General features: G+C 59.3%; 15 protein-coding genes. 5 read left to right on the top strand and 10 right to left on the bottom strand.

The window, feature by feature from the left end:
* Positions 1-76: 76 nt before the first annotated feature.
* On the bottom strand, positions 77-784 hold the full coding sequence (locus ACO07N_RS18920; protein ID WP_421982511.1) for a cytidylyltransferase domain-containing protein: 708 nt from the start codon (positions 782-784) through the stop codon (positions 77-79).
* Positions 784-2520, bottom strand: coding sequence for a B12-binding domain-containing radical SAM protein (locus tag ACO07N_RS18915; protein WP_421982510.1), 1737 nt, complete (start codon positions 2518-2520; stop codon positions 784-786). The genes ACO07N_RS18920 and ACO07N_RS18915 overlap by 1 nt, the downstream gene beginning before the upstream one ends.
* Positions 2521-2935: 415 nt before the next feature.
* Between ACO07N_RS18915 and ACO07N_RS18910 the strand changes: the two genes are divergently transcribed.
* The gene (locus tag ACO07N_RS18910) at positions 2936-3619 is read left to right on the top strand and encodes a TylF/MycF/NovP-related O-methyltransferase (RefSeq protein ID WP_421982509.1); all 684 of its coding nucleotides are present in this window, start codon (positions 2936-2938) and stop codon (positions 3617-3619) included.
* Positions 3620-3679: 60 nt separating this feature from the next.
* On the opposite strand, the gene ACO07N_RS18905 is transcribed toward ACO07N_RS18910, so the two are convergent.
* The 3 genes from ACO07N_RS18905 to ACO07N_RS18895 are packed head-to-tail and all read right to left on the bottom strand — an operon-like array spanning position 3680 to position 5879.
* On the bottom strand, positions 3680-4399 hold the full coding sequence (locus ACO07N_RS18905; protein ID WP_421984453.1) for a class I SAM-dependent methyltransferase: 720 nt from the start codon (positions 4397-4399) through the stop codon (positions 3680-3682).
* Positions 4400-4422: 23 nt separating this feature from the next.
* On the bottom strand, positions 4423-4926 hold the full coding sequence (locus tag ACO07N_RS18900) for a KdsC family phosphatase (RefSeq protein WP_421982508.1): 504 nt from the start codon (positions 4924-4926) through the stop codon (positions 4423-4425).
* Between the two features lie 2 nt (positions 4927-4928).
* The gene (locus tag ACO07N_RS18895; RefSeq protein WP_421982507.1) at positions 4929-5879 is read right to left on the bottom strand and encodes an N-acetylneuraminate synthase family protein; all 951 of its coding nucleotides are present in this window, start codon (positions 5877-5879) and stop codon (positions 4929-4931) included.
* Between the two features lie 47 nt (positions 5880-5926).
* Between ACO07N_RS18895 and ACO07N_RS18890 the strand changes: the two genes are divergently transcribed.
* Positions 5927-6169, top strand: coding sequence for a hypothetical protein (locus ACO07N_RS18890; protein WP_421982506.1), 243 nt, complete (start codon positions 5927-5929; stop codon positions 6167-6169).
* 255 nt (positions 6170-6424) lie between these two features.
* Here ACO07N_RS18890 and ACO07N_RS18885 read toward each other — a convergent pair whose 3' ends face one another.
* Positions 6425-7237, bottom strand: a complete 813-nt coding sequence (locus ACO07N_RS18885) for a ferredoxin--NADP reductase (RefSeq protein WP_421984452.1) — start codon at positions 7235-7237, stop codon at positions 6425-6427.
* A 619-nt stretch (positions 7238-7856) separates the two neighbouring features.
* Here ACO07N_RS18885 and ACO07N_RS18880 point away from each other — a divergent pair.
* Positions 7857-8891 (top strand): GlxA family transcriptional regulator, encoded by a 1035-nt coding sequence (locus ACO07N_RS18880; RefSeq protein ID WP_421982505.1) that lies wholly within the window; start codon positions 7857-7859, stop codon positions 8889-8891.
* Between the two features lie 52 nt (positions 8892-8943).
* Here the strand turns inward: ACO07N_RS18880 and ACO07N_RS18875 are convergent, their stop codons facing one another.
* Positions 8944-9714, bottom strand: a complete 771-nt coding sequence (locus ACO07N_RS18875) for a sulfite exporter TauE/SafE family protein (RefSeq protein ID WP_421982504.1) — start codon at positions 9712-9714, stop codon at positions 8944-8946.
* A 142-nt stretch (positions 9715-9856) separates the two neighbouring features.
* Here ACO07N_RS18875 and ACO07N_RS18870 point away from each other — a divergent pair, with 142 nt between their 5' ends.
* Both ACO07N_RS18870 and ACO07N_RS18865 read left to right on the top strand, forming a co-directional pair.
* Complete coding sequence (locus ACO07N_RS18870; protein WP_421982503.1) at positions 9857-11083, top strand: winged helix-turn-helix domain-containing protein; 1227 nt, start codon at positions 9857-9859, stop codon at positions 11081-11083.
* 270 nt (positions 11084-11353) lie between these two features.
* Positions 11354-11557 (top strand): YgaP family membrane protein, encoded by a 204-nt coding sequence (locus ACO07N_RS18865; RefSeq protein ID WP_421982502.1) that lies wholly within the window; start codon positions 11354-11356, stop codon positions 11555-11557.
* 640 nt (positions 11558-12197) lie between these two features.
* Here the strand turns inward: ACO07N_RS18865 and tdh are convergent.
* The 3 genes from tdh to ACO07N_RS18850 form a co-directional block, all read right to left on the bottom strand.
* On the bottom strand, positions 12198-13238 hold the full coding sequence (gene tdh / locus ACO07N_RS18860; protein ID WP_421982501.1) for an L-threonine 3-dehydrogenase: 1041 nt from the start codon (positions 13236-13238) through the stop codon (positions 12198-12200).
* Positions 13235-14422 (bottom strand): glycine C-acetyltransferase, encoded by a 1188-nt coding sequence (locus tag ACO07N_RS18855; protein WP_421982500.1) that lies wholly within the window; start codon positions 14420-14422, stop codon positions 13235-13237. The genes tdh and ACO07N_RS18855 overlap by 4 nt, the downstream gene beginning before the upstream one ends.
* A gap of 108 nt (positions 14423-14530) precedes the next feature.
* Positions 14531-15091, bottom strand: coding sequence for a helix-turn-helix domain-containing protein (locus ACO07N_RS18850; RefSeq protein WP_421982499.1), 561 nt, complete (start codon positions 15089-15091; stop codon positions 14531-14533).
* Positions 15092-15149 lie beyond the last annotated feature (58 nt).

Here is a 15149-nt window from a genome sequence, read left to right as displayed (position 1 = left end):
GGACTTCCAGTTCCGAACTCTTGGCAAGCTCGCGGCGGGAGCACCTGATCGCCAACGCTTCAGCGCGCCAAACCGTTCAAAGGTAGTTCTTTTCCATCAGGAACTCGGCGAAATAGAAATCGATGTCCGTATCGATGTCCACGATACGCACCGTATCGGGAACGACATATCCCACGGTTTCCGGTGACATCATGTGCGCATTCAGCGCATCCACGTGATCGGCTGAAATCACCATGGCCCAGGACGTGAGTTCAAAGCATTCGGGATAGTCCTGGCGCCGGTAATACTTGTTGCCGTCATATTCCACGAAGGTCCTGATAGACCCGTCCGTTTCCCGTTTCGCACACAGGAACGGATGGGTGTCCGGCGGCTTCAGCCCGATGACGCTGTGGCATCCCGGGTTCTTCAGATAATGGCGCAGCAGGTCTTCCAGCAGCTCCGGAGTCCGGAACGGATAGGTCGGATAAAGCACAACCACGGCATCGAATTCATCGCCCTGGCTCCGGCGCGCCTCGATGAATTCTGCGACGACAGCCTGCATCGTTGTATCGGATTGTCCCAGATGATCCGGGCGTCGATGCGGAACGGCGCCGGCGGCCTTGCCAATCTCAAGATAGCTGTCGCTGTCACTGTTGATGAATGTTTCACCAATCATGCTGCATTCAAGCGCCGGGCGAATGCTGTGTGCCATCAAAGGCTTGCCCGCAAGGGGGCGGACGTTCTTGTCGGGCAGGCCCTGGCTGCCGGCACGCGCGGGCACCATCGCGATGAACTTGCTGGTCATTACATTCCCAAAACAGCGTCAAGGTCCTGTGCGTCGAGTTTCTCACGCACATGGACAAATTCATCGTCGGACAGGCTGCTGAAGTTCAAGGGTCTGCCGCTTTCGTTCGTGATCATCTTCGTGGCGTCGTTCAGTTCCAGGACGTATTGCCGAAAGTTTTCGTCGCCAACGGGCTGCCCGGATTTGCGATCGAACTTGAGGTTGAAAACGTCACCGAGCGTTGCGCGGACGCGCGGATGCCGGAACATCTCGGTTCCCGGATAGGCGGTCGCGGTAAAAATGGACGTGTTGATCGAGGCCATTGCATCGTCGTGGTCGGGCGTACCGGCCGCCAGACCTTCGGTGACAAGGTCCTGCTGCCACTTGATGAAACCCAGACTGGTCTGCAACTGCTCAAGCGTTTCACCCGGATAGCCCATGATCCAGGTGCAGTTGCCGTGGATGCCGGCTTCCAACGTATTGCGAATGCCCTGTGTCATGGCCCTTGGAAACTCGAAGCCGTTGTAGACTTCCGTGCCGCTGGACAGCATGAAACCGCCCTTGCCCATGTCTTCCAGAACCTGAGGCGATGCCGACTCGGCGCCGAACCCGATGTAAATGCAGCCGGCACGGCGCATCTCCCTGACACGAAGAACATCCGCGCTACGATAGCCGCCCTTGCGGTCAGGCCGCAGATCGGCCGCTTCATCAAGCCTGCCGTGCGCGCCCCAGCGCAGCTGCCCGCTCGCTGCATACGGCTCGAGAATATCGGCAAGGGCCGTAATGCGCTTCGGGCTCACCATGAAATTGTCGTCCATCAGGCCGATAAAATCGACGCCATAGCGGCTTTGATATTCGATGAACTCGGTCGCGAGATTTTCGGCGCTGCGCACACCGTAGTTCCGTTCCCCCTGTGCGCCGCGGAAGCAGAATTTGCACTCGAACGGGCAGCCGCGGCTCGATACCGTGGAGATGCTGCGTTTGATTTCAAAACTGGTTGCGGAGCTGTTCTTGGCGCTGCCGCCCCACACGGGAACATTGAGGTATTCTTCGAGCACCTTGAAGCCGTCGACATCTTCCTGCATCAGGTCGTAGGCCGGCAGTGGCAGGCTATCAAGGTTCGCGGGTCTGCCGCCGTGATAGACAAATCGCGGCCGCCCGTCTTTCGTTTCGCGGTAAAACGGCGACAGGAGCCCTGCGTTGAGCGCCCGTTCGAAGCCCTTGTCCCTCATGGCTTTGGCATCCAGGGCGATTTTCACGACGATGTCGTCGCCTTCGCTGTGTGCCACGGCATCCAGTTCAGGGATCCAGTTCAGGAGGTCGGCGCGAAACTGCGTCGCCAAGCCGCCGCCACTGACAAGCATCGCGTCCGGATCCAGTTCGCGCACAATCTTTGCGATTTCCGTCTGCCAGCGAAGTGTCGTGATCAATCCGGAAAGCCCGACAAGGTGCTGCCCGCCGGCTTTTTCCAGTGTCCGGCCGATCAGGCCGCGGGCTTCGGCAAACGTCAGGGAACGGCCGGTCTCCAGGCCGCGCCGCGCGGCGTCCTCGTCCCTGATGCGATAGATGTTCAGATCAATGATTGTCGGCTCCGCGCCGAATTCCCTCAATCTGGCGGCAAGCAGTGCGGGACCGACCGGCGGGTTGTTGGGTTTGGCCTGTTCCCGGATCGGCATGTTGATGAGTGTCGCCCTCACTCCCGCGAGAGCGTTGGGCTGCAGACTGTTCAGGAAACTGTTCGTGGCAACTAGGTTCATACTTCAAACCGTCTGGTTCAATTGATATCAGCTGGCCGCATCGCCCGGGCGTACGCCTCTCCCCCGGCAGCTTCAACGGCACAAACGGTGACACTCCCAAGACTTCGCTGAGTTCCGGATTTACGCTGCACAGTTTCCTACAGGATTGCCGCCGATTGATTCCCCAACAGGCAAAGGATCACACGCGTGTCATGAGACTACAAGTGAAACGCACCCGAACAATCAAGTTTAACTGTTGAAATGATTTCCAAAAAAGAAAACGAACTGGTCAAACTGGCCCGCAAGACAACGGAACATGCGAAATCTGTTGAAAGAGAAACGCCCTACACTTGTAGGAGCGTGCTTCGATTGAATAATTTCAGTGACTGTAAATTTGCGTCGCTGGTCGTACAGCTCTTTTGGAGAGGGAACGCGCATGACTTCTACGAGCGCGCAAAGCATTCAAGGCATCTCGGCTGAGAATGTCTGGGACTTCGAGAACGGTTACCACTGGTTCTCCGACCCGACGCGCCTGAACAAGACGCTGGCCCACTATGAGCTCTACAAGATGATCACGGACCTCCCCGGCGACGTTGTCGAACTGGGTGTGTTCAAGGGTCTGTCGCTCATTCGATTTGCCACTTTTCGCGCAGCGCTCGAGGACATGTCGTCCCGGCGTGTCATCGGTTTCGATGCATTTGGCAAGTTCCCGCGCGCCGGACTTTCGCGACCCGAAGATGTCGAATTCATTGAAACCTATGAATCGCAGGCCGGAGATGGCCTGTCCAAAATCGAACTCGATGGACTGCTGCAAGCGAAGGGCTTTAGGAATACCGAACTGGTCGAAGGCAATGTCCTTGAGACCCTGCCGGACTATCTCAAGGCAAATCCGGCCCTCCGCATCTCCCTGCTGCATCTCGACATGGATGTTCTGGAGCCGACAGAATTTGCGCTTGATCTGCTTTTCAGCCGCGTCGTGAAGAACGGCCTTATCGTTTTCGACGACTACCAGGCCACCGTTGGCGCCACCATTGCGGCAGACAGTTTCATCGAAAAGCACGGCCTGGCGCTTGAAAAACTGTCCTTCTACAAACAACCCGCGTTTGCCCGAAAGACCTGACCACAAAGAACAAGGTGGTCTTGTCGTCTACCTCCCGGCGTTCAGGACTAACCGGAGCACCTAGGCAGCCGCGTGGCTGCCCTGTTCCGGTTTGTGGCAAATGCCGTAGAGACATGTGTTCTTGAAGCCGGTTGTCAGCGTTGCTTCCTGGGTGACAATCTCGATCTGCGAGGAGTTGAAGTGGCGGGACAGCAGGGACAGGAAATCGGCGCGCGTCAGTTCGCCGAGATGATACGCATTGTCGGCGCTCGGGCCCGACACGCCGCTGCGTGCCTCCGGGCTGCTCACCACCAGGACACCACCGGGAACCAGGGCGTCACGCAGCGCGCCAATCAGGCCGTCCTGCCGATCCAGCTCGATATGTTCCAGTCCCTCGATGCAGCCGACGACATCGTAGCCTTCGCGTGGCAACTCAGGGTTCCGCAGGTCGCCGACATCATAGCCGGCCCGATAGCGGCCATAGGTGCGCCTGGCATATTCAACCGTGGTTTTGTCGAAATCCAGGCCCGTGTAGGAGATGTGCAACGGAGCAAGAACTTCCGCTGCGTAGCCGCTACCGCATGGAAAATCGAGTAAGCGCAGATCCGGGCGGCAGAACAGTCCTAGCTGGAAGTAACGCGCCTTATGGCGCGCCACGGTATCGCGCATGTCGACGCCGGGAATGTCAGTTGCCTTGACAACGACCCTCACCCCGCACTCGCTTACGAAAACATCGTCTTTGAGGTAGAGGCGCTCCTTGTCGCTTCCACCCAGAAAAAGCGCTTGCTCGTCTGAACTCATGGACACGGAAACCTTCACTCCCCTCACACCGGAACATCCGGCACAAGTGCGCTGTCGATCAGGTGATCGCACAATTCGCGCAGGGCACCGTCTCCGCCGGAACATTTCAACACGATCTGGCAGACTTCCTTGACCTCGGCCCGGGCGTTGCCCGGTGCGACCGAAAGCCCGCAGGCTTCAAGGCACTCGAGATCATTTATGTCGTCGCCGATATAGGCAAGCTCCTGCCACGACAGGCCGTTGCGCTGCCGCCAGGCATCCAGAAACGGCAGCTTGTCCTTGACGTCATGCGCGCACTCCATTTGCAGCTTGCGCGCACGTGCCGCGACCACACCGTCACTTTCTCTCGACAGAATGAGGAGTTTGAGCCCGCGCCTGCGCAGCATTTCGATACCCATGCCGTCAGCGCGGCTGCAACGGACGAATTCACGTCCATCCATGTCGAGGAATACCGAATTGTCGGTGTGAACTCCATCGAAGTCCGTAACGAGCGCCTTGATTTGCGCGCGCGCAGCTGCGCCCCACACCCCTAGGAAACCTTGTTCAAAAGCAGCCGGTCGGTCTCGATCGCGCTTGTTTCACGCCACTTGAGCTTGTGACGCTGGGCCACTTCGACGTCGAGAATTTCCTTTTCCTTGTAATTCAGCGCCGCCGATACCTCCCGGACACCTTCGCAGAGCTGGCGAAGGCCATCGGGTTCCAGACTGGCCGCGTGGTCGGTCCCCTTCCAGCTGCAGTCGAGCGTGAAGTGCCGTTCGATATACCTGAACGGGCCCCGCCTGAAGCGCGCTTCACCGCTCATGCCCACGGCGACCGCCGCCATGTCGACGGCCGTGCCGATGTGGTGACCGGAAAATCCGACCGCTGCTATTCTCTCACCGTAGAGGTCCTGCAGACGATTGATCTCGAGCAGGCAGACTTCCTCGAAAGGAACAGGATAGCCCGACGTGCACGCATAGATGACAAGATCGCGCGCACGGCCCATCTTTTCATAGAATTCGATGGTCGAAGACAGTTCACGCCCGGTGGTCATCCCGGTCGAAACGTGGATCATGCCGTCGAAATTCCGGCACAGATATTCCTGCACATCGTAATTGAGGTTCGTCGCCGACGGCACCTTGATCATCGACGGCTTGAGCGCCGCAATTTCCTGAGCGGACGTCAAATCCCACACGGACGTGGAATACTCGATGCCCCGCCTGCGGCACTCCTGTTGCAATTCGCGATGCTGTCCGATGGAGAACTCGAGAAACTCCCTGTGTTCACCGTAGGTGCGCCCATAGGAATTCGCGGGAACGGGATGCGGCCGATTGTAGACATCGGGCGGAAGCAGGCTTCTGTTGTGCCGTTTCTGAAACTTCGCAACCTGGGCGCCGCAATACCCGGCCGCCGTCTCAATCATCCGGCAGGCAATGTCCATGTCGCCAAGATGATTGCACCCGATTTCCGCGATAACCTGGATTTCGCTATCAAGTTTCATGAGCCGGGCTTGCTTCCAACACTGGTCTAGGGTCAGGACCCATTAATTTGGATGAATTGGTAGGGATGAATTTGTTCGGATACGAGGCGCAAAGCTGCTGGAAACCGTCCGGTTTCCAAAGATTTGCAACGACGTTGCCGGGCAAATTCATCCTATCCCTCCTGGACGCAAAAACGGCTTCGGTCTGCTTCGTCAAACCGCTCAACCGGGCAGGAAGCCCGCTTGTCGCGCTTTTCCTTGCAGCTCATCGCCGTTTGCTGCGCCAATTAAACCAAATTAATGGGTCCTGACCCTAAACGTCACTGACACTCTGGCGACAACAGTCCAGTAAAACGCTCCCGGATACAAATACATAAAAGTACTTTTCCCACGATATTTCGGGCCTGTCCGAACAGACTTGCGTCTCCCTCCGGACAGACAGCCGTGGTGCACCCACCGGCCCAATCATGGGTCTTGACTGGTACCGGCCAGCCGTTTGCGCGGTTTGATGGCGCGCGGGGCTTCATTGCGGCCAGCGGCCCGGTTGCCCGGATCGCCGCGCCGTCTCAGCCGACAAATGCGCGTTCGACTACAAACTCCGCCGGCTTGTTGTTGGCACCTTCGGTCAGGCCGGCTTTTTCGAGCAGGGCCTTGGTGTCCTTGATCATGTCCATCGAGCCGCAGATCATGCCGCGGTCCACGGCCGGGTCCAAAGGCGGCACGCCGAGATCGGAGAAGAGCTTTCCGCTCTCGATCAGATCGGTAATCCGGCCCTGGCGCGGAAAGTCCTCGCGCGTGACGGAGGTGTAGTGGACGAGCTTGTCCTTGGCGAACTCGCCGATCAGCGGGTCGTTGATCGTCTCCTGAACGAGGTCTTCGCCATATTTGAGTTCAGCGACCTCGCGGCATGTGTGCGTCAGGATGACCTGATCGAACTTTTCGTAGGTGTCGGGATCGCGGATCAGGCTCGCGAACGGAGCGATGCCGGTCCCCGTGGAGAACATGTAGACGCGTTTACCGGGAATGAGCGCGTCGTTCACGAGCGTACCCGTGGGTTTCTTCTTCATCAGGATGGCGTCGCCCGGCTGAATCTTCTGAAGATGGGAGGTCAGCGGGCCGTCCGGCACCTTGATGGAGAAGAACTCGAGTTCCTCATCCCATGCGGGGCTTGCGATCGAATAGGCCCTGTAAAGCGGCTTGCCGTCGATCATGAGCCCGATCATCACAAACTCACCGGAGCGGAACCGGAAGCTTGCCGGTCGCGTCATGCGGAACCGGAACAGGCGGTCGGTGTAATGCTGAACGGTTTTCACTTCTTCCACGAAAACGTTCGCGGGAACGGCGGATTCAAGATCCGATGGTTTGGCAAGTACGTTCATGTCTTTCGAAATCCGTAGGTCTTCACGCATCAGGGGTTCTGCTCCATGTAGACCACGGGTGCATTGACTTGAAGCAACTTAAATCCACGAATTGTCCGCTTCGCAAAAAAATCATTCCAAAATGATCCCTGAACCTAGTGATTTGCTGAAATCGTGTTTCGCAACGGCGACGTCAGGCGCCTGTCCGACGCGAAAATAGCCCACCCGGGGATCTGAGTAAAATGTCTTCACTGACAGCGGCCCCAGGATAGATCAGTCCCGGAATTCATCCGCGCGACCAGGGGGATTTGATCTGCGTTTTCCGTTTAGTCACAGTTGCATCCCCCGTCCCAAAAGATCTTGCAGGAAAGTTCCGGTCCAGACGTCTTGCAGCGCACACACCGACTTTGGCACACGCGCCCCGTCAGCGCGCCGACATCACGTCCCGGCCATGTAAATCTCACGTCCTTACTTGGCTGATCTGCAACGGACGATAGAAGCAGCACTCGCGACAATCACATGACGTTGCCGCAAAGTTGCTTGGGATCGATTTTTTTTATTTGACAGACAAATAGAAAAAGCAAAAATTACTGATCAAACAAAACAAAGCATAATAATACCTTCCAACGAGGGAAAGTAAATGTCCGGACGCACGCACGAAGAAACAGGCCAGTCCATAGCATTTGTGCTCATGGACAGGTTCTCAATGAATGCATTCGCCAGCGTCATTGAGCCGCTCAGATTAGCAAACCGGCTGCTTGGCCGCGAGTATTACGAGTGGACTACTTATTCACTGGATGGAAATTCAGTCGTGGCCAGCAATGGCTGCGAAGTCATGGCGAATAAGTCTATTCGTGAACTTGTTGACGCCGATATTACACTGTTGTGCACAGGCATCGACGTCGAGCGTCTTCCGCTGGATGCCGACCTCGGAAACAAGCTGAGGCGCCTGAATGCGATGGGTCGCACCTTCGGGGCGATCTGCACCGGCGCCTATCTTCTCGCCCGCTACAACCTGCTCGACGGCAGACGCTGCACGATCCACTGGGAGAATCTGCGGTCGTTGAGAGAAGAGTTCCCGGACGTCGAGGTGACGTCGGACATATTCGCCATCGACAGGAACTGCATCACCTGCGCCGGCGGCATGGCATCGCTCGACATGATGCTGCGGCTGATCGCGATCCAGCATGGCGCGTATCTCGCGCACGAGATCGCCGAGGTCGCCCTCTACCAGAACATGCGCTCCGGCGAATCCGCTCAGCGGCATGACATCGAGGCGCGGACCGGCATCTCGAACGCCAAGATCCTGGATGCGATCCGGATCATGGATCTGCACATCGAGGACCCGCTCAGCTGCCAGCAGCTTGCGATGACGGTCAGCCTGTCCCCGCGCCAGCTGGAACGCCTGTTCCGCCGGCATTTCAACTGCACGCCCGGCCAGTATTATCTGCGCCTGCGCCTGGAAACGGCCCGCGATCTGCTCCGGCGCACCAGCCGGCCGGTTCTGGACGTCGCGCTCGCATGCGGCTTTGCCTCCACATCGCACTTCACCAAGTGCTACCGGGAGCGTTTCCTGTGCACGCCGACCGAAGAACGGCAGTCGTACCAATGGGCCAACACCAAGACCACGTCCGGCGTCGGCACGGCTGCGCCCATGCGGCTGGTTGCGAAATAGCACGTTGCTGATTGACGAGATTTTCTGAACGCCGCCGCCAAGGCGGCGTTTTTCATTGGACAAGCCGCCAGATGCCGAGCGGGACGAGATACAGGCCGAGTGCCAGGATCGCGAGCTGGATCAGTTTGCGAAACGCCGCATCGGAAAAACGGCTCCGGAAGCGCTGTCCGGCCCAGACCCCCGACAAGGCCGGAAGGACAAGCGCGGCAGAGGCGAGCATTTCGCGGCCGCCGACAAGACCAAACCCGCCGAGTGACAGGCCGAGCGCGACGGTGGAGGAGAGAAACAGCAGCCCCAAAGCCTGAATCAGCGCATCGCGCGACAGTCCCAGCACCTGCAAATACATGATCCCGGGCACGACAAAGGCACCTGTCAATCCGGAGAAGACGCCGTTGAGGAGCCCGGCGGCGATCCCGACCGGTACAACCTGCCGCTCCTCTAGCAGAAACGAAACTCCGGCCAGCATCGGCAGCGCATAGGCCACCATCAGCATGCCCAGAACCAGGTCGGCAGCGCCTTCAGGCACCTGCGTCAGAATGAATGTCCCGGCGCCCAGGGTCAGGACCGCCGTCACCAGGAACGGCCACAGCCGCGCGAGCAGCACCTTCAGGTGGCCGCCGGAAAAGGCCTGCCAGACGTTGGTCAGAAAGGCCGGCCAGAGGATCAGCAGCATCGCCTTCTCGATCCCGACAAAGACGGTCATCAGCCCGAGGCCAATTGCGGGAAGCCCGAAGCCAACGAGCCCCTTCACAAACCCGGCAATGACGAACACCAGCACCGCGATGACGGCAAGGTCCGGGCTCAATCCAAAAAGTTCACTCACGCCGCGTCCCGTTCCCATGGCCCACACTGGGACGACTTTTAGTTCGGGATGGATTGAGCTGCAATGTCGGTGTCCGTGACACCGTCACAAACGATCGCAAAGCGGATTTCGCAACCAACGCAATGGTGTTACCGTGCCGGCCATGAATACCCCGTCCCTGCCCAGAATTCCCAACGCAAAAGCCCGGCACCTGTTCCTGCACAAGCACGGACTTTGCACGCCTCCCAAGGGAAGCGGCAAGGGTGAGGATCTGTGTGCGGTCTTCGACCAGCTCGGTTTCGTTCAGGTGGACAGCATCAACACGGTCGCGCGCGCGCACCACATGATTCTTGCCGCACGCCGGCCCGCCTACAAGGAAAAGAACCTAAAACTGCACCTGGAACGGGACCGCCTCGTGTTCGAACACTGGACTCACGACGCATCGATCATTCCGACAAAGTTCTTTTCGCACTGGAAACTGCGCTTCGCCCGCGACCGCGAACGGCTGATCAAAAGGTGGCGCAACTGGCACCAGAACGAATTCGAGCAGAAACTCGACGACGTGCTGAAACGCGTCAGCGACCACGGCCCGGTCACGTCCGCGAGCGTCGGCGAGGACGAAAGCCGCAGTTCGGGCGGCTGGTGGGAATGGCATCCGTCCAAGACCGCGCTGGAGTTCCTGTGGCGCACCGGCGAACTGTCCGTCTGCCGACGCGCGGGGTTTCAGAAAGTCTACGATCTGACGGAGCGCGTGATCCCGGACGCACACAGAACCACGCGCCACGAGACCCGGGAAACGGTCGACTGGGCTGCGAGCTCGGCGCTTTCAAGGCTCGGATTTGCAACGTCCGGGGAGATTGCGGCGTTTTGGGATCTGATATCTCCGCAGGAAGCGAAAACCTGGTGCCGGACCGCGCTCGTGGACGGAACCATTGTCGAAGCCGAAATCGAGTGCGCACGCGGCGATTTCCGGCGTGTCTTTCTGTATCCGGAAACGCTTGCCGGCCTGGATGACGTCCCCGGGCCGCCGTCGCGGGTGCGCATCCTGTCGCCTTTCGACCCGGCCCTGCGCGACCGGAAGCGTGCGGAGCGCCTTTTCGACTTTTCCTACCGGATCGAGATCTTTGTGCCCGAACCCAAACGGCAATACGGGTACTACGTTTTTCCCGTCATGGAGGGCGACAGGCTCATTGGCCGGATCGACATGAAGGCACAGCGGGACAATGAGCGGCTCAAGATCCGCGCCTACTGGCCCGAACCGGGTGTGCGGGCAAGCAAGGGCCGCCTTGCCAAACTGGAAGCAGAGCTTCAGAGAATGGCCCGGTTCAGCGGATGTTCGGAGATCGAATTCGACCCGGACTGGCTGAGACACTCCAACCCGGCGCTCTGAGTTGCGGCAAGCCGGGCAACTGCATACATCGCGCATGCGTTGTGACCGGCACTGAGGCACCGGTTCACGAACGGGGCCGATTGCGCGCCGCGCGCGTGAATTCATTCGATCCCACATAAGTGCTATTCTTGGGTACGGACGCTGAAACCGATCCGGATTTCACCAGAACCGCTGCGACCAATTCGCAGCCGTGCATTTCCGAACTGGTTCGTGGCGTGAAAAGGCGCTATACATTCAAACTTACGAAATTATGAATGTAAGGAGTTGAAAATGACTGTTGAACGCGCAATTCTGCTTGTGGTCGGCACCCTGATTGTCGCTACCGTGCTGCTCGCGGTTTACGTCAACCTCAACTGGCTCTGGCTGACCGGCATCCTCGGGGCTCATCTCGTCCAGGCGTCCTTCACCGGCTTGTGCCCGGTCGTCATGATCCTGAAAAAACTCGGCCTGCCGCAGAAGTCGGGTTTCGCCTGAACCGCCTGCCGGGCGTCACCGGTGCCCGGCCATGATTTTTCTTCCCGGAGGGAGTGGAGTTCCGGGAACTGGGCGCCAAAATCGGCTCGGGTCACGAACCCGCACGCTTCGGCTCCCCGGCCCCGGATCTGCGCTGACGCTTGTCCGGGGTGACGTTGGAGGGTGTAATATCCTCTGGCGTCATTCCGGACAAGTGCAGCGTCAGCTGCGCGCCGATCCGGAATCCAGATGTAGTTCGCGCCGAAGGCGCAACTGCTTACGGCCATCTCGACGCTCGTGTTCGCTTCGCTCACGCTGATGTCTGGATTCCAGATCGTCGTTCGGCGTTGCCTCACTTGTCTGGAATGACGGTTGGAGAACGTTGCACCCTCTGTCGTCAGCCCTTGGAAATCTCGAAATCTCAGGGAACGGTTTCCATCCAAATGGGTTTGTCATCCCTGCGAAGGCAGGGAACCAGTAAGCTCTTGTCTGGCCATCTTTATCAATTGCCATCGACACGGGCTACTGGATCCCGGTCTTGCCGCTCATGCGGCAAACCGGGATGACAATCAGGGACCAGCGTTTTTTCCAACGCGCCGTCGCGGCCCGTCCTTCGAGGTTTCGCTGCGTTTCGCACCTCAGGATGAGATGAACTCCGCCACTACGTCCAGCTGAGGACCACCTTTCCGGCTTCTCCGGACTTCATGGCGGCAAAGCCTTCCTGAAAGTCGTCGACGCCGAAACGGTGCGTGATGACGTTGCGCACGTTGAGACCGTTCTGAAGCATGGCGATCATCTTGTACCAGGTCTCGAAGATTTCGCGGCCGTAGACGCCCTTGATGGTGATCGCCTTGAAAACGATCCGGGACCAGTCGACGGGCGATTTGCCGGGCGGAATGCCGAGCAGCGCGATGCGCCCGCCCATGACGAGGTTTTCCACCATCTGGTCCAGCGCCGCCTGGCTTCCGGACATTTCCAGCCCGACGTCGAATCCTTCCCGCATTCCCAGCTTCTGCTCAATCCCCTTGAGGTCCTGTTCGGCGACATTCACGGGCACGACATCGGTGACCTTTGCCGCCAGATCGAGCCGCGCCTGGTTGATATCGGTGATAACGACATTGCGCGCGCCGACATGGCGTGCGACGGCGGCGGCCATGATCCCGATGGGTCCTGCGCCGGTGACCAGAACATCCTCGCCGACAAGGTCGAAACTCAGGGCCGTGTGGACGGCGTTGCCGAGCGGGTCGAGGATCGCGCCGATTTCATCGTCGATTTCATCCGGCAGCGGCACCACGTTGAACGCCGGCAAGCGCAGGTATTCCGCGAACGCACCCTGCTCGTTGACGCCGATGCCGCGGGTCTCCGGGTCGAGATGAAACTTGCCCGCCCGCGACTGGCGGGACTGTTTTCCGATCAGATGCCCTTCGCCGGAACACCTCTGGCCGATTTCGAACTCCGTGACGTTCTTTCCGAGTTCGACGATCTCTCCGGCGAATTCATGACCGGTGATCAGGGGAACGGGCACGGTCCGGGCCGCCCAGTCGTCCCAGTTCCAGATGTGGATGTCCGTGCCGCAAATGCCGGTCTTGCGGACCTTGATCAAAACGTCGTCGGGACCGATCTCCGGCACCGGCGCGCGGGTCATCCAGAGGCCTTCGCGCGGCTCCAGCTTCGAGAGAGCCTTCATCTGGTTGCTGCTCATGACAGGACTCCGGTCGCCCTGCCTGCCCTGTCAAAGGCCGCCAGGGCCCGGTCAAGCTGTTCATGCGTGAGCGCGGCATTCATCTGGGTGCGGATGCGCGCCTGACCGCGCGGCACGACGGGGAAGAAGAAGCCGGCAACGTAGACGCCCTCCTCGAACAGCTTTGCGGCCATCGCCTGCGCCAGTTTCGCGTCGCCCAGCATGACGGGTATGATCGGGTGTTCGCCGGGAAGAAGCTCGAAACCGAGCGCTTCAAGGCCGGAGCGCCAATAATCCGCGTTGTCGAACAGGTGGCGCCGGAGATCGTCTCCCTCCTCCACCAGCCGGATGGCTTCCAGTCCGCTCATGACAACGGCCGGCGGCAGGGAGTTGGAGAAGAGGTAGGGCCGTGCGCGCTGGCGCAGCAGATCGATGACGGGCTGCGGTCCGGCGATGTAGCCGCCGATGCCGCCGCCCAGCGCCTTGCCCAGCGTTCCCGTGAGAATATCCACGTCGACGCCGAAATGAGCCGGCGTTCCCTCTCCCTTCGGCCCCATGAAACCGGTGGCGTGGCAGTCATCCACCATGACCACCGCATCATACTGCTGCGCAAGCGCCGTGATCTCGGGAAGGTTCGCGAGATACCCGTCCATGGAAAAGACACCGTCGGTGGCGATCATGACATGGCGGGCCCCCCCGGCACGCGCCTCCTTCAACTTGTCCTCGAGATCCGTCATATCGGAATTCGCATACCGGTATCGCTTCGCCTTGCAGAGCCGGATGCCGTCGATGATGGAGGCGTGATTGAGCGCGTCCGATATGATCGCGTCCTCCGGACCAAGGAGCGGCTCGAACAGGCCGCCATTGGCGTCGAAACAGGCGGCGAACAGGATGGAATCGTCCTTACCAAGGAATTGCGCCAGCCGCCGTTCCAGTTCGCGGTGAATGTCCTGCGTGCCGCAGATGAAGCGGACGGAGGCCATGCCGTATCCCCTCGGCTCGAGCGCCCTGCGCGCGGCCTCTTCAAGCGCCGGATGATTGGCCAGACCGAGATAGTTGTTGGCGCACAGATTGATGACCTCGCGGCCGTTCACCTCGATCACGCCGCCCTGAGGCGACGAAATCTCCCGCTCCTCCTTGTAAAGGCCCTCGGCCTCGATTTCTTCCAGGATACCGGTGATGTGGGAGAGGAAGGCGTTGCTCACGGCGAAGCTCCGATAAAATAGGCATTTCATCCACTATATCGGAATTTCGAGCGAATAGAAAGCGCGGACATCTAATATAGCGGATTTTTGACCGCAAACAGAAGAAGCCTAAAACTTCACGACCATCAGGATCGCGCGGGCAGGACCGTCAATGGCCTCGATCGAATGCGGGACGTCGGCGGCGTAGCGGGCCGTGTCGCCTGTCTCGATCATGCCCCTGGCGACGCCTGAGGTCACCGCCAGCCGTCCCTCCTGGGCAATCAGCTGCTCACGGGTACCGCGTGAATGCGGCTTGCTGTCGAGCTTGCCGCCTTCCCTGAAGATGAGCTCGTAGACCTCGAGCTTGCCTGCATCCTGCGGAGCGGAGAGGATGCGGATCTTGCAGCCGTCGCCGGCCCGGTCGAGTGCCGGCGTCTGGTGTTCATGCAGGATCTCGACCCGGTCTTCGGCAACTTCTTCTCCGAGCAATCCGGCGAAATCGACATTCAGCGCCCGCGTCAGATTGAGCAGCGTTGCGACCGTCGGGTTCGACTCGCCGCGCTCGATCTGGCTGACCATCGACCTTGAAACACCGGAGATCTTTTCGACCGCTTCCAGCGAGAGACCCTGTGCGCGGCGTGCCTGCTTCAGACGCTCGGGAAGCCGGGAGAGAATATCAGAATCTGTCATGGCGGAAATAAAGTCAGTTTCGCACGCCAATGCAATTGCTCTTTTGCGGCGCGTGCCT

Origin of the sequence: Roseibium sp., from assembly GCF_965229775.1 — a bacterium.
GTDB lineage: Bacteria > Pseudomonadota > Alphaproteobacteria > Rhizobiales > Stappiaceae > Roseibium.
The sequence above is the reverse complement of the archived record's forward strand: the minus strand, read 5'-3'. Positions and strand labels throughout refer to the sequence as shown.